This window comes from Streptomyces sp. NPDC037100 (genome assembly GCF_055606225.1).
In genome coordinates, this window is record NZ_JBVJSX010000005.1 from 39,378 (window position 1) to 58,909 (window position 19,532).

Consider the following 19,532-nt stretch of genomic DNA (forward strand, 5'->3'; position numbering starts at 1 on the left):
GCATGAGCCGCTTCTCCCAGCCCGACCCCGAACTCGGCCTCCGCCTCAGCAGACGAGGCATGCTCGGCGTGGCCGCCGGTGCCACCGCCGCCGCCCTGCTCGGCGCCGCGGCCCCGGCGAGCGCCGCCACCGGCAACGCGACCGCCGCCACCGGCAACGCCACGCCTGCCACCGCCTCCGGTGCCAAGGGCCGCGGCCGCCCCGTCCTGCCGCCCGGTCGCCTGGGCATACAGCTCTACAGCCTGCGCGACAAGGTCTCCACCCTCGGCTTCGGTCCCGTCTTCGCCGAACTGGAGCGCTACGGCTACGACGAGGTCGAGTTCGCCGGCTACACCCAGGGCTCCGCGGGCCCCATCACACTCGCCCAGCTCAAGCGGCTGGCCCGCAACCACGGCCTGAACTCGATCGGCAGCCACGTCGGCTACTACTCCAGTGACCCGAACGCCTACACCTTCGCCCAGAACCTCACCAAGGTCCTCGACGACGCCCAGGCCCTCGGCCTCAAGCACATCGGCACGGCCTCCGGCCCGTTCCGCTACGGCTCGACCGTCGACGCCTGGAAGCGCGCCGCCGAGGACTTCAACACCTACGGGGCCGCGGCCAGGGCCCGGGGCATGAAGTTCTACCAGCACAACCACTCCGAGGAGTTCTCGTTCGCCACCGACAACCCCAAGGTCCGCCTCTACGACATCCTGCTCCAGGAAACCGACCCGGACCTGGTGTTCCTGGAGATGGACATCTACTGGGCGTACGTCGGACAGTTCCGCTTCTCCAAGCGGCCCGACGGCACGCCCGCCCCGTTCGAGCCGTTGAACTACGTCCTGCGGCAGCCCGACCGCTACCCGCTCTTCCACGTGAAGGACGGCGAGAGCGACCCGTCGAACCCGTACGGCTACCGCATGACCGACGTCGGCGACGGGGACATCGACTACCAGCGGTTCATCTCCGCCGTGACCCGGCTGCGCGGCCACCGCATGGCCCACCACTGGCAGGCCGAGCACGACAACCCGGCCGAGTCCTTCACCTTCGCGCGCCGCTCCAGCGCGCACCTGCACTCCCTGAGGGAGAAGTGCTGACCGCAGTACGGACATGAGGGGGCCCCTCCCCGTACAGGGAGGGGCCCCCTCATGGGTGCCGCGGCCGTCAGCCGCGGTCCCTGCAATGCCACCTGCGAGCCGTGCCCGAGTCGGTGCGCGACCCGGCCGGCGCAGCAGCAGGGCCACCAGAGCGGCGAGCATCGACACGGCGCCGGTGAGCGCGTACGCGCCGTTGTAGCCCCGGGCCGCGACCACCATCGGGCCCAGTCCGCCGCTGAACAGACCACTGCACAGGCCGCTGATCAGCTTGCCGCTGCAGACCAGCCCGTGGTGGGTGGCGTTGTGGTTCTCGCCGAAGGGACCCGTACGCGGGCGATCCATGGCAGATACACCATGATCTTGCGGGAGTGGCCGAGGATGTCCCGGTCGGTCTCGCCGAGGCGGCAGACACGGCCGTGGGAGTCGGTCACCTCGCGGCAGGGACGGTGTGCGGCGTCGGATGGTAAGGGAGCGGTGCGTGCTTCCTGCGGATCTGCCGTCATGTCAGGCTGTGTCCTCGCCGAGCGGTCGCGGGTTGGGGGAGATGCGGCGCGTTTCCTTGTCGCGTCCCGGCGGCGTCAGAAACAGCGCCACGCAGCCGGCGAAGAGGGAGATGGAGCCGGCCAGGATGAAGGCACCGGAGTGCCCCCAGGCGCCGACGACCACGGCACCCATGCCGGCGCCCAGGCCGGAGACGAGCTTGGCGCTGTAGACCATGCCGTAGTTGGAGGCGTTGTTGTTCTCACCGAAGTAGTCGGCGGTGAGCGCCGCGAACATCGGGAAGACGGCACCGCCGCCGAAGCCGGAGATCGCGGAGAAGATCAGGAAAAGGGTCAGGTTCTCGCTCTCGGCCGACCAGAGGATGCCGTACTGGGCGAGGCCCAGGATCAGGCAGACGACGAGCAGGCACCGCTTGCGGCCGTACAGGTCGGACAGCCAGCCGATGACGCCGCGGCCCGTTCCGTTGACGACCGCCTTCAGGGACATGGCCGTGGCCACGATCCCGCCGGCGAATCCGGCCTCCTCGCCGATGTCCACCTGGAAGGCGATACCGAAGATGTTCACGCCGGAGGTGCACGCCAGGCAGAACCACATCAGGGCGACCCGGCCGGTCTTCCACGCCTCCTTGGGGGAGTACTGGCGCACCGCCGGCGGGTTCATCCGCAGCGAGCGGGCCGCGCGCGGGTCGTCCGGAGGGTTCAGCGGGTCGATCGTGGAGGGCCACCAGTTCTTCGGCGGGTCCCTGAAGAAGTAGCCGGAGCACGCGACCGTCCCGGCCAGGAACACACCCACCGAGACCAGCACCCAGCGGAAGTTGGTCAGATCCATGTAGCCGTTGAAGAGGAAGACGAAGGGCACCGAGCCGTAGGCGAAACCGCCGTTGACGAAGCCGGTCTTGCCGCCCTTGCGTTCCGGATACCACTTGCCGACCATGTTGACGCAGGTGGCGTACACCATGCCGGCGCCCATGCCGCTGAACATGCTGAAGCCGATGTAGGCGAAGATCACGTGCGGCGCGAAGGCGAGGGACAGGTAGCCCAGCAGGGTGCCCGTCGCGCCGAGCATCATGGCCCAGCGGGCCGGCAGTTTTCCGCTCTCACGCAGCTTGCCCGCGGGGAAGGCCACCGCGGCCTGGAAGAAGACCCAGACGGTCATCATCCAGAAGATGTGCATGCTGTTCCAGCTGTGTGCCGTGTGCAGGGTGTCCTCGGCCGACGCGAACGCGTACTCGGCGGAGGAGATGCCCATCATGCCGATCCAGGGCAGGACCACCATCCACTTGCGCTTGCGGCCCATGATGTCGATGTCGGTCTCACCGAGGCGGTAGACGCGGCCGTTCGCGTCGGTGACCTCCCGGTAGGGAACCGTGGTGGGCAGATCGGTCGTTGTCATGTCGTGTCGCACCCCTTGCGTCGAAAGATCTGGCCAGCGCCCCCTGTCCCATGCCTTTCGTGCGCGTGCGGGTCCCGGGGCCGGCCGACGCGCACCGTCGGCCGGCCCCCCGCTCAGTCACCTCATGTACCGCCCCCCAGCCGTCCCGCCTCCCGCGCCCAGCGGTACTTCGCGCCGAGCACGGCCACCGGCTTCTCGGTCGTGTACGGGTACGCCACGACCCCGCGCTCGAAGAGGTACTGGCAGGCCTCCTCGACCTCCACGTCCCCCGCGAGCGACGCCACCACCGGCTTGACGATCCCGCGCTCCCGGAACTCGGCCACCACGCGCGCGGTGAGCTCCGCGAAGACCATCGGGGGAGTGACGATGGTGTGCCAGTAGCCGAGGACCAGCGCGTGGATGCGCTCGTCCTCCAGACCCAGCCGGATCGTCGCCTCGTACGTCGACGGCGGCTCGCCCCCGGTGATGTCCACCGGGTTGCCCGCGGCCCCGAAGGGCGGGATGAACATCCGGAACGCCTCGTCCAGGTCCGGCGGGATCTCCATCAGCGACAGGCCGTTGTCCGTCACCGCGTCGGAGAGCAGCACACCACTGCCACCGGCGCCCGTGATGATCACGACGTTGTCGCCCTTGGGCGCGGGAAGCACCGGCAACGCGCGCGCGTACTCCAGCATCTCGTTCAGCCCCGGCGCCCGGATCACCCCGGCCTGCCGCAGGATGTCGTCGTACACGGCGTCGTCACCGGCCAGGGCTCCGGTGTGCGAACCGGCCGCCTTGGCCCCCGCCGCCGTCCGCCCGGCCTTCAGCACGACCACCGGCTTCTTCGGCACGGTCGCCCGTGCCGCCTCCACGAAGGCGCGGCCGTCCTTGAGGTCCTCCAGGTGCATCGCGATGCAGTCGGTGTGCGGGTCCTCACCGAACCAGGTCAGCAGGTCGTCCTCGTCCAGGTCCGACTTGTTGCCGAGCCCGACGATCGCCGACACACCCGTCTTGGTGGTGCGGGCGAAGCCCAGGATGGCCATCCCGATGCCGCCCGACTGCGAGGTCAGCGCCACCCCGCCCTTGACGTCGTACGGCGTGCAGAACGTGGCGCACAGGTCCTGCCAGGTCGAGTAGTAGCCGTAGATGTTCGGCCCCAGCAGCCGGACGCCGTGCCGCTCGGCGATCGCCACGATCTCCGCCTGGAGTTCGTGCTCGCCGGTCTCCGCGAACCCGGAGGGGATCAGCACGGCGTTCGGGATCTTCTTGCGTCCCACGTCCTCCAGGGCCGAGGCCACGAACTTGGCGGGGATCGCGAAGACCGCCACATCCACCTCACCGGGAACGTCCGTGACACTCTTGTACGCCTTGCGGCCCAGAATGTCATCGGCCTTGGGGTTCACCGGGTGGATCTCGCCCGCGAAGCCCCCGTCGACGAGGTTGCGCATCACCGAATTGCCGATCTTGCCCTGCTCGTTGGAGGCGCCGATCACGGCGACCGAGCCGGGCTGCATCAGCCGGCGCATCGAGGTGAGGATCTCGTCGCGCAAGTACCTCCGGCGCGGCGCGGGCTGCGACTCGGCGAGGATCACCCGGATGTCGGCCGCGACGGCCCCCTCCGCCGTCGCGATCACCGGATTGAGGTCCACCTCGGCGATCTCGGGGAAGTCCGCCACGAGTTGGGACACCCGGCGGATCTGCTCGGCGACGGCCCACCGGTCCACACCCGCCTGGCCGCGCACCCCGCGCAGGATCTCCGCCGACCGGATCGAGTCCAGCATCGACAGCGCCTCGTCGGCGGTCACCGGCGCGAGCCGGAAGGTGACGTCCTTCAGGACCTCGACGAGCACCCCGCCGAGCCCGAACGCGACCACCTTGCCGAACGTCGGGTCCGTGACCGCCCCGACGATGACCTCCTGCCCCTGCGGCAGCAGTTCCTGCACCTGCACGCCCGAGATGCGGGCATCGGCGTCGTACGCACGCGCGTTGTCGATGATCGTGTGGAACGCGGCCCGGACGTCGGTCGCGCCCTCGACCCCGACGATCACTCCGCCGGCGTCGGTCTTGTGCAGGATGTCCGGCGAGACGATCTTCATCACGACGGGACCGCCGAAGCGCGCGGCGAACGCCACGGCCTCGTCGACGTCCGTCGCCAGCTCTTCGCCCGGTACGGCGATCCCGTACGCGTCGGCGATCACCTTGCCCTCGGGCGCGGTCAGCGCGGTCCGCCCCTCGGCCCGCACGGACTCCAGGAGGGACCGCACCCGCAGGACCCGGTCTTCCGCCATCACGTCAGATCACTCCGTTCGACTTGAGCAGGCGCACTTCCTCGTCGCCGAGGCCCAGTTCGCCGACGTAAACCTCTTCGTTGTGCTCGCCGAGCAGGGGGGAGCTGGTCACCTCGACGGGGGAGTCGGACAGCTTGAGCGGGCTGCCCACGGTCACGAAGTCGCCGCGCTCGGGGTGCGGGACGGTGACGACCATCTCGTTGGCGACCAGCGAACGGTCCTCGATGATCTCCCGGGTGGACAGGATCGGCCCGCACGGGATGTTGTGCGCGTTGAGCCGCTCCAGCACCTCCCACTTGGGCAGTGTCGAGGACCACTCCTCGATCAGCTGGAACATCTTGCCCAGCTTGGGCAGCCGCGCCTCGGGCGTCGCCCACTCGGGGTCGGCGGCCAGCTCGGGCCGGCCGATCAGCTCGCTGAGCGGCTGCCAGCCGACGGGCTGCACGATGACGTACACGTAGTCGTTCGGGCCGCCCGGCGCGCACTTGACCGCCCAGCCGGGCTGCCCGCCGCCGGAGGCGTTTCCGGACCTGGGAACCTCGTCGCCGAAGTCGTCGTTGGGATATTCAGCGAGCGGCCCGTGTGCCAGGCGTTGCTGATCCCGCAGCTTCACCCGGCACAGGTTGAGTACAGCGTGCTGCATGGCCACGTTGACCCGCTGCCCGCGCCCGGTGCGCTCCCGTTGGTAGAGCGCGGCGAGGATGCCCGCCACGGCGTGCACACCCGTCCCCGAGTCCCCGATCTGGGCCCCCGTCGCCAGCGGCGGTCCGTCCTCGAAACCGGTGGTCGACATCGACCCGCCCATGGCCTGCGCGACGACCTCGTACGCCTTGAAGTTGGTGTACGGGCCCTCGCCGAACCCCTTGATGGAGGCGTAGACGATCCGTGGATTGATCTCCTGGATGCGGTCCCAGGTGAAGCCCATCCGGTCCACCGCGCCCGGGCCGAAGTTCTCGACCATGACGTCGGAGCGCCGGATCAGCTCGGTGAGGATCTCTTTGCCGCGCTCGGTCTTGGTGTTGAGGGTGATGCTCCGCTTGTTGCAGTTGAGCATCGTGAAGTAGAGGGAGTCGACGTCCGGCAGGTCACGCAGCTGCCCCCGCGTGATGTCGCCGGTCGGAGCCTCCAGCTTGACGACGTCCGCGCCGAGCCAGGCGAGCAGCTGGGTCGCCGACGGCCCGGACTGGACGTGGGTCATGTCCAGGACGCGGATGCCTTCGAGGGCCTTGGTGGACGGAGAAGTCATCGGGGGGCACCTCACTTGTACATGGTCTGGTTCATGGTTCCGGGGGCGTACGCGTCCGGGTCGACCCAGACGTTGATCAGCGACGGCTTGCCGGACTCGCGGGCACGCAGCAGGGCCGGGCCGATGTCGGCGGGGTCGCGGACCTCCTCGCCGTAACCGCCCAGCATCTGGGCGAACTTGTCGTAGTGGACGTCGCCGAGGGTGTTGCCGACCCGGTCCCGGTCCTTGCCGTACTTGGCGGCCTGGCCGTAGCGGATCTGGTTCATGGAGGAGTTGTTGCCGACGATGCCGACGAACGGGAGGTCGTAGCGGACGAGGGTCTCGAAATCCCAGCCGGTCAGGGAGAAGGCGCCGTCGCCGAAGAGCGCGACGACCTCCTTGTCGGGCCGTGCCTGCTTGGCCGCGAGCACGAAGGGGACGCCGACGCCGAGCGTGCCGAGGGGACCGGGGTCCATCCAGTGGCCGGGCGACTTGGGCTGGACGACCTGCCCGGAGAAGGTGACGATGTCGCCGCCGTCGCCGATGTAGATCGAGTCCTCGGTGAGGAAGTCGTTGATCTCGCTGACCAGGCGGTAGGGGTGGATCGGTGAGGCGTCCGACTTCAGGTTCGGCAGCCGCTTCTCCAGAGCGGTCTGCTCGGCCGCCCGCAGCTCGTCCAGCCACTCCTTGCGCCTGGACGCACCGCCGTTGACGCGCCCGGAGGCCGCCTCGGTCACCGACTTCAGCACCAGCCCGGCGTCGCCCACGATGCCGAGGTCGATGTCGCGGTTCTTGCCGACCGTGCGGTAGTCGAGGTCGATCTGCACGACGGTCGCGTCCGGGGAGAGCCGCTTGCCGTAGCCCATGCGGAAGTCGAAGGGCGTCCCGACGACGACGATGACGTCGGCGCTCGAGAAGGCGTACCGGCGGGAGAGCTGGAAGTGGTGCGGATCGCCGGGCGGGAGGGTGCCGCGTCCCGCGCCGTTCATGTAAGCAGGGATGTTGAGGGTCCTGACGAGCTCGATGGCCGACTCGGTGCCCCGGGTCGTCCACACCTGGCCGCCGAGCAGGATGGCCGGCTTCTCGGCGTGCACCAGCAGGTCGGCGAGCTTCTCGATCGCCTCGGGGTCGCCGGCCGAGCGGGTCGAGGCGCGGTAGGCGCCGCCCTGCGGCACGCGCGCCTTGGCCGCCGGGACCTTGGCGTCCAGCACGTCGCGCGGGATCTCCAGGAAGGAGGGGCCGGGCGCGCCGTGGAAGCACTCGCGGAACGCCATGGACACCATGTCCGCGGCGCGGGCCGTGTCGGGCACGGTCGCCGCGAACTTGGTGATGGGGTTCATCATGTCGACGTGCGGCAGGTCCTGCAGGGACCCCATCTTGTGCTGGGTGAGGGCCCCCTGACCGCCGATCAGCAGCATGGGGGACTCCGCGCGGAAGGCGTTGGCGACACCGGTGACGGCGTCGGTCGTGCCGGGCCCCGCGGTGACCACCGCGCAGCCGGGCTTGCCGGTGATGCGCGCGTACCCGTCGGCGGCGTGGGCGGCGACCTGCTCGTGGCGTACGTCGACGACCTCGATGCCCTCGTCGACGCAGCCGTCGTAGATGTCGATGATGTGGCCGCCGCACAGCGTGTAGATGCGATCGACTCCCTCGGCCTTCAGCGCCTTGGCTACGAGATGACCACCGGAAATCAAGTCCTGGGTGTCGTCGGGCATGGCGAAGTCCTGTCCCTTCATAGGGGGTTGGAGCTGCTCGCAGTACATTGCATACAGTCGACGAATACTGTATGAAGCTTGTTATCCCGCATCCGGTGGGTGGTGTCCAGGGGGCGTGCGGCATTTTCGGGCGACTGGGGTCGCTCCCCAGAAGACACAGCAGTCAGGAGCCGAAATGGACCTGTACGAACACCAGGCAAGGGAACTCTTCGAGGAGCACGGCATTCTGGTGCCGCGGGCCGAGGTGACCGACTCGCCCAAGGAAGCCCGCGAGATCGCACGCCGGCTCGGCGGGCGAGTCGTGGTGAAGGCCCAGGTGAAGACCGGTGGACGCGGCAAGGCGGGCGGGGTGAAACTCGCCGCCGATCCGGCCGCCGCCGAGCTCACTGCCCGTCAGATCCTCGGCATGGACATCAAGGGCCACATGGTCGGCAAGGTGATGCTGGCCCAACCCGTGGACATCGCGGACGAGTTCTACGTGTCCTACGTACTCGACCGCGCGGCGGGCCGCTTCCTCGCGATCGCCTCGGCCGAGGGCGGCATGGAGATCGAGGAGGTCGCCGCCACGAGGCCGGAGGCGGTCGCCCGCATTCCCGTCGACCCGGCCGAGGGCGTGATCTCGGCCAGGGCCACTGAGATCGCCGACGCGGCCGGGCTGCCGCCCCAGGCCGTCGACGTCCTCGTACGCCTGTGGCAGGTCCTGGTCCGCGAGGACGCCGTCCTCGTCGAGGTCAACCCTCTCGTCCGCACGACGCAGGGCCGGATCCTCGCGCTCGACGGCAAGGTCACCCTCGACGACAACGCCCGCTTCCGGCAGGCACGCTGGGGCGCGGACGACACCGGGCACGACGACCCGCTGGAGGCGGCCGCCGCCGCGAAGGGCCTCAACTACGTCAAGCTGGACGGCGAGGTCGGCATCATCGGCAACGGCGCCGGCCTCGTCATGTCGACCCTCGACGTGGTTGCCGGGTGTGGCGCGCGGCCGGCCAACTTCCTCGACATCGGCGGTGGAGCGAGCGCCCAGGTGATGGCGGACGGGCTGTCGGTCATCCTCTCGGACCCGGCAGTGAAATCCGTCTTCGTCAACGTCTTCGGCGGGATCACCGCCTGCGACGCCGTCGCCGACGGCATCGTGCAGGCCCTGGAAACCGTCCGGCTGACCAAGCCACTCGTCGTCCGCCTGGACGGCAACAACGCGGCCCGGGGCCGGGCCGTCCTCGACGAGCATGCGCATCCGCTGGTCCAGCAGGTCACCACCATGGACGGCGCCGCCGCCCGTGCCGCCGAACTCGCCACCACGGCCTGAGGAGAGGGAACGCCATGGCCATCCACCTCACCGAGGAGAGCAAGGTCCTCGTCCAGGGCATGACCGGCGGCGAGGGCATGAAGCACACGCGGCGGATGCTCGCAGCCGGCACGAACGTCGTCGGCGGGGTCAACCCTCGCAAGGCGGGCCACACCGTCGACTTCGACGTCCCCCAGTGCCTTGAGGGCCTGGGAGGTGCCCCCAGGGCCGTGCCCGTCTTCGGCTCGGTCGCCGACGGCATGCGCGCGACGGGAGCGGACGTCACCGTGGTCTTCGTGCCGCCCGCCTTCGCCAAGGCGGCCGTCGTCGAGGCCGCCGACGCAGGCATCGGCCTCGCCGTCGTCATCACCGAGGGCATACCCGTCCACGACTCCGTCGCCCTCACCGCCTACGCGAAGGACAAGGGCACCCGCATCATCGGCCCCAACTGCCCGGGCCTCATCACGCCCGGCCAGTCCAACGCGGGCATCATCCCGGCCGACATCACCAAGCCGGGCCGCATCGGACTGGTCTCCAAGTCGGGCACGCTGACGTACCAGCTCATGTACGAGCTGCGCGACATCGGCTTCTCCACCTGCGTCGGCATCGGCGGCGACCCCGTCGTCGGCACCACCCACATCGACTGCCTCGCCGCCTTCCAGGACGACCCCGACACCGAACTGATCGTCCTCATCGGGGAGATCGGCGGCGACGCGGAGGAACGGGCGGCGGCGTACATCCGTGAACACGTCATCAAGCCGGTCGTCGGCTACATCGCCGGTTTCACCGCACCCGAGGGCAAGACCATGGGGCACGCGGGCGCCATCGTGTCCGGCTCCTCCGGCACCGCACAGGCGAAGAAGGAGGCACTGGAGGCGGCCGGGGTGAGCGTGGGCAGCACACCGACCGAGACGGCGAGGCTGGTGCTCGCGCGGCTCGAAGGCCGCTAGCGGCCACCCGCGCCGCCTCTCCGGCCGGTTACCGACCGGCCCACCCGCGCTGACTCCTGGCCGGTTACCGGCCTGCCCACCCACGGTGACCCCCTGGCCCCTTACCGGCCCACCCACGTCGACTCCCTGGCCGATGAGCGTGCTCGTTCACGCAGTGCTGGTCCAGGCCCTGGCAGGCAACGCCGTCATCGCCAAGACCCCGACCGACGGCGGTGTCGCCTGTCTGACCCTGGCCTGCGCCCTCGCCGCCCGCGAGGGAATCCCCGTGACCCTCGTCAGCGGCAGCGGAGGCGAGCTGTCGCAGGCGCTGGTGCGGGCGCCCGAGATCGGCTGCGTCTCCTTCGTCGGCGGCCGTGACACGGGCGCCGCCGTGGCCACGGCCGTCGCCGACCTCGGCAAACGACACGTACTCGAACCGGAAGGACTCAACACCTGGGGCGTCTGGAACTACTCCGACTGGGACACGCTCACCGCGGTGATCCCCAAGCTCTTCGACTACGGCAAGCAGCGCTGCACGGCGTACCCGCGCTTCGTCGTCCAGCGGCGGCTGTTCGACGCGTTCCTCGCGGCGTACCTCCCGGCGGTGCATACGCTCAGGGTCGGGCATCCGCTCGCCGTGGAGCAACGGGACGACCCCTACCCGGAGCTGGACTTCGGGCCGGTGATCAATGCGGCCAAGGCGAAGGAACTGCGGGACCAGGTCGCCGAGGCGATCGAGCGCGGCGCCGTCCCGCTGCACCGCGCGACGCCCGGCGACGCCCGCTTCCTGTCCGGCCAGGACACCTCCGCCTACGTTCAGCCGGTCACACTCCTCAGCCCGCCCTCGTCCTCCCCACTGCACCACGCGGAGCCGTTCGGCCCGGTCGACACGATCGTCCTGGTCGACACGGAGGCGGAGCTGCCGGCCGCGATGAACGCCTCCAACGGCGCGCTGGTCGCCACGCTGTCCACGGACGACCGGGCGACGTACGACCGGCTCGCCCCGCACATCCGCGCGTTCAAGGTCGGCCACGGCACGCCCCGCTCCCGGGGGGATCGTGACGAGTTGTCCGGTGGGCTCGGCGCGTCCTGGCGCGGCGCGGCGCGTTCGTCGGCGGCGACCTGCTCGTGCGTGCGGTGACGCGGGGACCGGCGGGGGAGCGGCTGCCGGGCAACTTCCCGGAGTACCAACTGCTGCCCTGACGAATGGGGGTTGCGTCCGACGTCGATTCACCGCGCACCGGGGGCGTCGCTCAGCCGATGCCCTGCCGGTCCGGGCGCAGGGCGAAGTCCCGGTCCGGCGCGGTCGCCGCGGCGGCATCGACCGCCTGCCGGAGCAGTTCGCGATGGCGCAGCAGCGGCTCGCGGCGTTCCGGCGGCGCGAGCAGGAGCAGGTCGTCGAGACCGGCCAGCATGCGCCGGGAGATCTGGGGGCTGCCGACGGCGCAACCCCGTACCTCGGCGAACCCGAGATCCACCAGCTCGGTCCAGTCCGGCACCGGCTGCACCAGCCGCACCGCACCGGCCCGGTCCCGGTGCAGGGCGGCGTCCAGCGGCCGTCGGCTCAGCGCGGCCAGGAACTGGACGACACGGTCCAGCGCCTGCACGGCGGTCGTCGGATCGTTGACCGCGGACGACAGGGCGCGCAACGCGATGTCGGACAACTGCCGCAGCCCGAAACCGAGATCCTGGTGGTAGGTCCGCTCCACCCCCACCGAGACCGCGTACCGCAGCACCCGGCGCGGCGGGACCGGCCCGCCGTGGACCGCCAGCACGGGCATGCCCGGCACCACGAAGTCCCCGATCCGCGGGATCAGCCGCAGCACGACCCCGTGCTTGCGCGCCACCCGCACCAGCCGCGCGACGTGCACGTCGCGCAGCACCCCCGCCCGGCCCTCGTGCGGCACCCACGCGGTCTCGGTGCCGAGGCCGGGAGCGTCCTGCCCGACCGCCGGCACGGGCATCGAGGCGACCACCCGGAACGACTCCGAGGCGATCCGCGCGATCACATGGCTGATCCGCATCAGCCGCAGGGTGGAGTTCACGTACAGCACGAAGAGCAGGAGGCTCAGGGCCACCATGCCGAGGGTGAGGACCGACTGCACCAGAGGCACCGTCGTGACGGCCCGGGGGTCGTCGACGGTGTCGAAGCTCGTCAGGACCAGCAGGGTCAGCACGAAGGTCGACAGGAAGACCGCGAAGGTCGCCTTGGTGATCCGGCTCCGCACGAAGAGCCGCACCACGCGCGGGGTGAACTGCCCGCTCGCCATCTGCACGGCCACCAGCGAGATGCTGAAGACCACACCGATGAAGGTCATCATCGCCGAGCCGACCGCGCTCACCACGGCCTTCGCGTCCTCCGCGAACCGCAGCAGCTCGTCGAGCGTCTCGTAGTCCCGGTCCTCCTGGAGCGCGTCGACGATCGCCGTGTCGAGCGCCTCGGCCCCGACCCAGACCACGAAGACACCGACCATCGCCGCGGTCGGGGCGAACCAGAACGTGTCCCGCAGATGTTCCCTGAGTGGCGACAGTGCACGGGGGCGACGCCCGGCCGAGGGGCTCTGCGTAACCATCCAGTCACTCATGGTGCGACCCTAGAGGTATCGGAGGGTGAGGTCCCGGACCCCCGCCAGGCGCACGGAAACGCAGGTGAAAGGCGCTCCGAAAGCTTGGTATTGTTGTCCATGTCGCCGCGGGGAACGCCCCTGGCACGGCGGCAGACACCTGGTCCGGGTGGCGGAATGGCAGACGCGCTAGCTTGAGGTGCTAGTGCCCTTTATCGGGCGTGGGGGTTCAAGTCCCCCCTCGGACACAGACCAGCTCGGGCGGGTCGAGATCTTCTCGACCCGCCCGAGCTGTCGTGCATCACTCCGCCACCCGGGATCAGCGCCGGTATCCCCGCAGCTTGCGGTACAGCGTCGCCCGGCCGATCCCCAGCGCAGTCGCCGCGCGCGCCTTGTTGCCCCCGTGGCGGCGCAGCGCCTCCAGGATCGCGGCCCGCTCGGCGTGCTCCATCGGGCTGAGCGGACGGGCGGCCGGTCCTTCCCGGACGGCGTCCGGCAGCTCCGCCCGGCGGACCGGGCCGGACACCCGCCGGTGCTCCGCGAGGGCCCGTACGACATGGGTCAGCTCGGTGACGTTGCCGGGCCACGGGTACCGCTCCAGCGCGTGCAGGGCGTCCAGGGTCCAGGTCAGCGGCGGCTGCCCGGGCGCCGGGCGGGGGGTGAGGGCCGGCAGGAGTTCCCGTATGTCCTCGGCGCGTTCCCGTAGCGGTGGCAGGGTCACCGAGCGGGCGGACAGTTTGTCCAGCAGGCGCTGCAGGCAGGGGCCGGCGGGCGCGCCGGGTGTGTAGGTGATCAGCAGTGGGGTGTCCGGGTGCTGGTCGAGCAGGGAGTTGAGCGCGGCCACGCCGGGCTGCGCGAGGCGCTCGGCGTGACGGAGCAGGAGGGGGTGATCGGACCGCCACGCGGGCAGGGCCTGGTCGAGGCCGGTGTCCCGCGCCGCGTCGGCGACCTGGACGGGGCCCGGCCCGAACAGCTCCCGCGCCAGCGCGGACTTGCCCGTACCGCGCTCACCGGTGAGCAGCAAAGGCTCCCGGGAACGGGCCAGTTCGACGGCGTGACCGACGGCGTGCCGCCAGGGGAGCGAGGAGCCGGTCAGGGCGACCGGCGGGGAGGAGGCCGAGGCCTTGGGCGCCGGATCGTCGAGCGGTTCCAGGACGGCCACGATCCCGATGGTCCTGCCCTTCAAACGCACCGGAGTGACGCGCGCGGTGCAACCGGCTCCCTCCGGCAACTCCGCGAAGCCCGTGACGTCCGTATCCCGCGCGTCGACCGCCGTACGCTCCAGCACCCCGACCGCCTCGGGCGTCAGCAGGCGCTGGGCCGCCTCACTGACCAGCCGGTTGCGGCCGTCGAGTGCCGCCACGGCCCGGTCCGGCCCCCGCGCCGCCCGCACATAGGCGTCCAGCAACACCCGCTCGTCCCACCGGGCCCGTGCCCGCAGCTCCGTCTCGATCGCCGCGACCGTCGCCTCGGCGAAGGCGGCCTGCGGGTGCGGCGCTCCGGCGGCACACAGCTGTGTCACGACAGTCAGGGTGCCCAGCACCTGCCCGCTCTCCGGCCCGAGCACCGGGACGCTGACTGCGGACACGTCCTGCCACCGGTCGAGGAAGTGCTCGGGACCGTGCACCTCGGCCCGGCCCCGGGTACGCACGGCGAGAGCCGCGCTGTTGTTGCCGACCTCCTGCTCCGACAGGACGGCGCAGGCGCCGAACCCCGGTACGTTCCCCGCCGTCCACAGCACGCGCAGCCGCTCATCGGTCAGGACGAGCAGTGCCCCGTCCACGCCCAGCGCCGGGACGATCCGGTCGAGCACCGGCCGGGCGGCGCCGAGCAGCGTCGACTCCTCGTCGAGCGGGAGACAGGTCGGCGGCTCCGCCAAGTCGTGCGGTACACCGAAGAATCGCGCACGCCGCCACGCCGCGACGACCTCCTCCGGCACGCCCCGGGGCAGCGGACGCCCCGACAGGAACCGCTCGCGGGCGAGGCGCAGCGAGGGCCGGGCGGTGGCTGCGGGGGAGGGGTCTGTGGTGGTCACGGCACGCCCACCGTAGCGGGTTCAGTTGAACGGGAAACAACTGCGGGTCCCGGCGCCGCCCTCGAGGGCTCCGCGGTGTCTCGTCATGAGGAACCCGGCGCCGCCCTTCGTCGACAACCCGGTGTCTCGTAATGAGACACCCGCGCCCGGCGCGAACCCCCCATGATCATGCACGTTCCGCATCCGCCGCCCGAACCCCCTTTTCCGCAGGAGCGCCGCATGGCCACCGTCGTCGAGACCGACGTCCTGATCGTGGGCAGCGGCCCGGCCGGTGCCTCGGCCGCGCTGGCCCTGAGCACCTACGGCGTCCCCAACATCGTGGTGACCCGCCACGCGAGCCTCGCCGACACCCCCCGCGCGCACATCACCAACCAGCGCACCATGGAGGTGCTGCGCGACCTCGGCGTGGAGGAGGAGGTCGTCGCGCAGGCCACTCCGCAGCACCTGATGGGCAACACGACGTTCTGCACCAGCCTGGCGGGCGAGGAACTGGGCCGGGTGCGCTCCTGGGGCAACGACCCGCTCGTGCAGGCCGAGCACGAACTCGCCAGTCCCACCCGCATGTGCGACATGCCGCAGCACCTCATGGAACCGGTCCTCGTGAACGCTGCCGTCGCCCGCGGCACCCGGCTCCGCTTCCAGAACGAGTACCTCTCCCACACCCAGGACGCCGACGGCGTCACGGCCACCGTCCGCGACCGGCTGCGCGGGGACACGTACGAGATCCGCGCCAAGTACCTCATCGGCGCCGACGGCGGACGGTCGAAGGTCGCCGCGGACGCCGGGCTGCCGATGGGCGGTCAGATGGGGGTGGCCGGCAGCGTCAACATCGTCTTCGAGGCGGACCTGAGCAAGTACACCGCCCACCGCCCGTCCACCCTCTACTGGGTCCTCGCCCCGGGCGCTACGGTCGGCGGCATCGGCGCGGGTCTGGTGCGCTGCGTGCGCCCGTGGAACGAGTGGCTGATCGTCTGGGGCTACGACGTGAACGCCGGCGCGCCCGACCTGACCACCGAGTACGCCGAGTCGGTCGTCCGGCAGCTCGTCGGCGACGACGACATCCCCGTGACCGTCAGATCGTCCTCGGCGTGGACCGTCAACGAAATGTACGCCGAGACGTACGCCAACGGCCGGGTCTTCTGCGCCGGCGACGCCGTGCACCGGCATCCGCCGTCCAACGGCCTCGGCTCCAACACCTCGATCCAGGACGCCTACAACCTCGCCTGGAAGCTCAAGCTGGTCCTCGACGGAACCGCCCACCCGAGGCTGCTCGACAGCTACACCGCCGAGCGCGCCCCGGTCGGCCGGCAGATCGTCACCCGCGCCAACCGGTCCATCCGCGAGACCGCCCCGGTCTTCGAGGCCCTCGACGGTCTCGCCCCGCAGACCCCCGAGCAGCTGTGGGCCAACATCGCCGCACGCAAGGACACCACCGAGGCCGCCGAGAAGCAGCGGGCGAAGCTGCGCGAGGCGATCGCCTTCAAGACCTACGAGTTCAACGCGCACGGTGTCGACCTCAACCAGCGCTACTCCGCCGACAGCTCTACCGCGATCGTCCCGGACGGCACGCCCGACCCCGGCTTCGCCCGCGACCAGGAGCTGTACCACCAGCCGTCCTCCCGGCCCGGCGCCCGGCTCCCGCACGCCTGGATCACCTCCGGCACCCGCACGCTCTCCACCCTCGACACGATCGGCCGGGGCCGCTTCACCCTGCTGACCGGCATCGGGGGAGAGGCCTGGGTGCGGGCGGCCGAGGAGCAGAAGGTGGAGATCGCCACGGTGGTGATCGGCCCAGGGCGGCAGTACGAGGACCCGTACGGCGACTGGGCGCGGCTGCGTGAGATACCGGACGCGGGCGCCCTCCTGGTCCGCCCGGACGGGTTCGTCGCCTTCCGGCACGCCTGCTGCGGTCCGGACACCGGGAAACTGCTCGCGGACGCGCTGCGGCACATCCTCGGGCATGCCTGAGCGCGCCATCATGGAAGCTGCGGAAGAGCTGGAAGCAACGGAAGAGCCGGACGAAGCGGACGTCGACGACGAGGAGCCGGGATGACCACCGACGCGACCGGGGCCGGCGTCACCGAGCAGGCCCTCGCCAGCCTGCGCGGGACCGCGGACCCGAGGCTGGGTGAACTGCTCACCGGTCTCGTCCGCCACCTGCACGACTTCGCACGCGAGACCCGTCTCACCCAGGACGAGTGGGAGCGGGCGATCGCCTTCCTGACGGCGACCGGCAAGGCCTGCACCGACACCCGGCAGGAGTTCATCCTGCTGTCGGACGTCCTGGGCCTGTCCATGCTGGTGGAGACTCTGCACGGCGACCGCACGGCGGGGGCGACCGAGTCGACCGTGCTGGGACCCTTCCACCTGACCGAGTCGCCGGTCCGCGCGCTCGGCGACGACATCGACCTGGTCGGCGGTGGCGAGACGTGCGTGGTCAGCGGCCGGGTGCGGTCCGCCGACGGCACGCCGCTGCCCGGCGCCGTCGTCGACGTCTGGCAGGCCGACGACAAGGGCTACTACGACGTCCAGCAGCCCGGCGTCCAGCCCGCGGGCAACGGACGCGGGCTGTTCACCGCCGACGCCGAGGGCCGGTTCTGGTTCCGCACCTGCGTCCCGGCGGCGTATCCGATCCCGACCGACGGCCCCGTGGGCGTGCTGCTGGGCGCGACCGGGCGGCACCCCTACCGCCCCGCGCACATCCACTTCATCGCCGAGGCCGAGGGCCACACGCCCGTCACCACGCACATCTTCGTGGCCGGGGGCGACTACCTCGACTCCGACGCGGTGTTCGCCGTGAAGCAGAGCCTGGTCCAGGACTTCGCGGAGACGGACGATCCTTCGCTGGCCCGGGAGTTCGGCGTGCCGAACCCCTTCCGGCACGCCCGTTTCGACCTCGTCCTGGAGCGGACCGCATGACGTTCCAGGAGCAGTTCACGTACGAGACCCGGCCCGTACGGGTGGTCTTCCGGCCCGGCGCGGCCGTCACCGCGACCCCGGACGAGGCGGCACGCCTGGGCCTGAGGCGGCTGCTCGTGGTGTGCGGCAGCCGGGGCGAGCGGGTGGCGCGGACGGTCGCGGACGCGCTCGGCGACAGCTGCGCCGGGCTGCACGCCGAGGCTCGGATGCACGTGCCCGTCGAGGACGCCGACCGGGCCGTCGCGGCAGTGCGCGCGGCCGGTGCGGACGGCTGCGTCGCGGTCGGCGGCGGCTCCGCCATCGGGCTCGGCAAGGCGATCGCCCTGCGCACCGGACTGCCGCTCATCGCCGTGCCGTCGACGTACTCGGGCTCCGAGATGACCCCGGTGTGGGGCCTGACCGAGCACGGCGCCAAACGCACCGGCCGCGACCCGGTCGTCCAGCCCCGCAGCGTCGTCTACGACCCCCGCCTCACCCTCTCCCTGCCCGTACCCCTGACCGTCACCAGCGGGATCAACGCGCTCGCGCACGCCGTCGAGGCGCTGTACGCCCCGGACGTCTCCCCGCTGGTCTCGGTCATGGCGGAGGAGGGCGTCCGGGCGATGGCCGAGGCGCTGCCCCGGCTGGCCGCCGACCCGATGAACCTCGACGCCCGTGGCCGGGCACTGTACGCGGCGTGGCTGTGCGGCGCGTGCCTCGGCACGACCACCATGGGGCTGCACCACAAGCTGTGCCACGTCCTCGGCGGCACCTACGGCCTGCCCCACGCCGAGACGCACACCGTCGTCCTGCCCCACGCCCTCGCCCACAACGCCCCAGCGGCCCCGCAGGCGTTGACCGTACTGCGCCGCGCCCTCGGCACCGACGACGTGCCCCGCACCCTGTGGGACCTGGCCGGCCGCCTCGGCGCCCCGCGCTCCCTCGCCGAACTGGGCCTCACTGAAGCGGACGTGGCCCGGGCGGCGGACCGAGTGGCGGGCGAGCCGTACGCCAATCCGCGCGAGGTGACCGTGGAGGGGGTTCGTGGGGTACTGCTCGCGGCGTACGACGGAGGCCCGCCGGAGCACGCTGAGGGGAGCACCCCTTGGAGGTCCTGACAGAGGTTGTTGATCACGTGGCCGTCGGCTTGTCTGCTCGTTGGCCGGGTCGTCGGGCAACGTCAGTCGCGGCCGTGGATCGTGTCGGACGAACTGTGGTCGCTCATCGAGCCGTTACTGCCCGAGGCGGAGCCGAAGCTGGTGGCGGGCCGGCCGCGAGTGCCCGACCGGCAGGCCCTGTGCGGGATCCTGTACGTGCTGTACACCGGCATCGAGTGGGAGTACCTGCCCCAGGAGCTGGACTTCGGTTCGGGTATGACGTGCTCGCGACGCCTGGCCGCCTGGAACGAGGCCGGCGTGTGGGACCGGCTGCACTCGGTGTTGCTGAAGAAGCTGCGGTCGGCCAGGCAGCCGGACTGGTCGCGGGCGGTGATCGACTCCTCCCACGTGCGGGCGGCCCGCAGGGGCCCCTGAGCGGTCCCGGCCCGGTCGACCGCGCACGGTCGGGCAGCAGACACCACGTCCTTGTCGATGGCTCACCCACCGCCGCGTCCAACGCCCTCGTCAGGACCTCTTACTGATTGTTG

At 71.1% G+C, this 19,532-nt stretch carries 12 protein-coding genes, 1 tRNA gene and 2 pseudogenes; 9 read left to right on the forward strand and 6 right to left on the reverse strand.

All coding sequences use genetic code 11. The annotated features are described in order from the left end of the window. The first annotated feature begins 2 nt into the window (after window positions 1-2). Window positions 3-1,076 carry a sugar phosphate isomerase/epimerase family protein gene (locus tag ACZ7EG_RS17625; RefSeq protein WP_471078957.1) on the forward strand — a complete coding sequence of 358 codons (1,074 nt, stop codon included), beginning with the start codon at window positions 3-5 and terminating at the stop codon, window positions 1,074-1,076. A 504-nt stretch (window positions 1,077-1,580) separates the two neighbouring features. On the opposite strand, the gene ACZ7EG_RS17630 is transcribed toward ACZ7EG_RS17625, so the two are convergent. The 4 genes from ACZ7EG_RS17630 to ACZ7EG_RS17645 all read right to left on the reverse strand — a co-directional run bounded on the left by ACZ7EG_RS17630 (window position 1,581) and on the right by ACZ7EG_RS17645 (window position 8,176). Beyond that, complete coding sequence (locus ACZ7EG_RS17630) at window positions 1,581-2,969, reverse strand: OFA family MFS transporter (protein ID WP_471078960.1); 1,389 nt, start codon at window positions 2,967-2,969, stop codon at window positions 1,581-1,583. Between the two features lie 122 nt (window positions 2,970-3,091). Further along, window positions 3,092-5,236, reverse strand: coding sequence for an acetate--CoA ligase family protein (locus tag ACZ7EG_RS17635; protein ID WP_471078963.1), 2,145 nt, complete (start codon window positions 5,234-5,236; stop codon window positions 3,092-3,094). Between the two features lie 4 nt (window positions 5,237-5,240). Continuing rightward, window positions 5,241-6,482, reverse strand: a complete 1,242-nt coding sequence (frc, locus tag ACZ7EG_RS17640) for a formyl-CoA transferase (RefSeq protein WP_471078966.1) — start codon at window positions 6,480-6,482, stop codon at window positions 5,241-5,243. Between the two features lie 11 nt (window positions 6,483-6,493). Continuing rightward, a complete protein-coding gene (locus ACZ7EG_RS17645) occupies window positions 6,494-8,176 on the reverse strand; it encodes a thiamine pyrophosphate-binding protein (RefSeq protein WP_471078969.1) in 1,683 nt (560 codons plus the stop codon). Between the two features lie 175 nt (window positions 8,177-8,351). On the opposite strand from ACZ7EG_RS17645, the gene sucC reads away from it, so the two are divergent. The 3 genes and pseudogenes from sucC to ACZ7EG_RS17660 all read left to right on the forward strand — a co-directional run. After that, window positions 8,352-9,482, forward strand: coding sequence for an ADP-forming succinate--CoA ligase subunit beta (gene sucC / locus ACZ7EG_RS17650; RefSeq protein WP_471078972.1), 1,131 nt, complete (start codon window positions 8,352-8,354; stop codon window positions 9,480-9,482). A 14-nt stretch (window positions 9,483-9,496) separates the two neighbouring features. Next, window positions 9,497-10,411: a succinate--CoA ligase subunit alpha gene (sucD, locus tag ACZ7EG_RS17655; protein WP_471078975.1), complete on the forward strand. Its 915-nt coding sequence runs from the start codon at window positions 9,497-9,499 to the stop codon at window positions 10,409-10,411. Between the two features lie 124 nt (window positions 10,412-10,535). After that, a pseudogene (locus ACZ7EG_RS17660) lies at window positions 10,536-11,593 on the forward strand (aldehyde dehydrogenase family protein); the annotation flags it as partial. Window positions 11,594-11,643: 50 nt separating this feature from the next. Here ACZ7EG_RS17660 and ACZ7EG_RS17665 read toward each other — a convergent pair. Then, on the reverse strand, window positions 11,644-12,975 hold the full coding sequence (locus ACZ7EG_RS17665; RefSeq protein WP_471078978.1) for a DUF2254 domain-containing protein: 1,332 nt from the start codon (window positions 12,973-12,975) through the stop codon (window positions 11,644-11,646). Window positions 12,976-13,117: 142 nt separating this feature from the next. Here ACZ7EG_RS17665 and ACZ7EG_RS17670 point away from each other — a divergent pair. Then, window positions 13,118-13,202, forward strand: a tRNA-Leu gene (locus ACZ7EG_RS17670). Between the two features lie 71 nt (window positions 13,203-13,273). Here ACZ7EG_RS17670 and ACZ7EG_RS17675 read toward each other — a convergent pair. Further along, window positions 13,274-14,989, reverse strand: a complete 1,716-nt coding sequence (locus tag ACZ7EG_RS17675; RefSeq protein ID WP_471078981.1) for a sigma-54-dependent Fis family transcriptional regulator — start codon at window positions 14,987-14,989, stop codon at window positions 13,274-13,276. A gap of 219 nt (window positions 14,990-15,208) precedes the next feature. Between ACZ7EG_RS17675 and ACZ7EG_RS17680 the strand changes: the two genes are divergently transcribed. From ACZ7EG_RS17680 to ACZ7EG_RS17695, 4 genes and pseudogenes are all read left to right on the forward strand, one after another. Further along, entirely contained in the window at window positions 15,209-16,957 is a 1,749-nt protein-coding gene (locus ACZ7EG_RS17680; protein WP_471078984.1) for an FAD-dependent oxidoreductase, read from the forward strand. 81 nt (window positions 16,958-17,038) lie between these two features. Next, window positions 17,039-17,908, forward strand: a complete 870-nt coding sequence (locus tag ACZ7EG_RS17685; protein ID WP_471078987.1) for a dioxygenase family protein — start codon at window positions 17,039-17,041, stop codon at window positions 17,906-17,908. Beyond that, a complete protein-coding gene (locus ACZ7EG_RS17690) occupies window positions 17,905-19,005 on the forward strand; it encodes a maleylacetate reductase (RefSeq protein WP_471078990.1) in 1,101 nt (366 codons plus the stop codon). Before ACZ7EG_RS17685 ends, ACZ7EG_RS17690 begins: the two co-directional genes overlap by 4 nt. Window positions 19,006-19,083: 78 nt before the next feature. Beyond that, window positions 19,084-19,496 (forward strand): annotated as a pseudogene (locus tag ACZ7EG_RS17695) (IS5 family transposase); the annotation flags it as partial. Window positions 19,497-19,532: the final 36 nt, after the last annotated feature.

Coding starts and splice junctions, on each gene's coding strand:
- ACZ7EG_RS17645 (WP_471078969.1), bottom strand. CDS start 8,176: ATGCCCGACGACACCCAGGACTTGATTTCCGGTGGTCATCTCGTAGCC.
- ACZ7EG_RS17625 (WP_471078957.1), top strand. CDS start 3: ATGAGCCGCTTCTCCCAGCCCGACCCCGAACTCGGCCTCCGCCTCAGC.
- frc (WP_471078966.1), bottom strand. CDS start 6,482: ATGACTTCTCCGTCCACCAAGGCCCTCGAAGGCATCCGCGTCCTGGAC.
- sucD (WP_471078975.1), top strand. CDS start 9,497: ATGGCCATCCACCTCACCGAGGAGAGCAAGGTCCTCGTCCAGGGCATG.
- sucC (WP_471078972.1), top strand. CDS start 8,352: ATGGACCTGTACGAACACCAGGCAAGGGAACTCTTCGAGGAGCACGGC.
- ACZ7EG_RS17665 (WP_471078978.1), bottom strand. CDS start 12,975: ATGAGTGACTGGATGGTTACGCAGAGCCCCTCGGCCGGGCGTCGCCCC.
- ACZ7EG_RS17685 (WP_471078987.1), top strand. CDS start 17,039: ATGACCACCGACGCGACCGGGGCCGGCGTCACCGAGCAGGCCCTCGCC.
- ACZ7EG_RS17630 (WP_471078960.1), bottom strand. CDS start 2,969: ATGACAACGACCGATCTGCCCACCACGGTTCCCTACCGGGAGGTCACC.
- ACZ7EG_RS17635 (WP_471078963.1), bottom strand. CDS start 5,236: ATGGCGGAAGACCGGGTCCTGCGGGTGCGGTCCCTCCTGGAGTCCGTG.
- ACZ7EG_RS17690 (WP_471078990.1), top strand. CDS start 17,905: ATGACGTTCCAGGAGCAGTTCACGTACGAGACCCGGCCCGTACGGGTG.
- ACZ7EG_RS17680 (WP_471078984.1), top strand. CDS start 15,209: ATGGCCACCGTCGTCGAGACCGACGTCCTGATCGTGGGCAGCGGCCCG.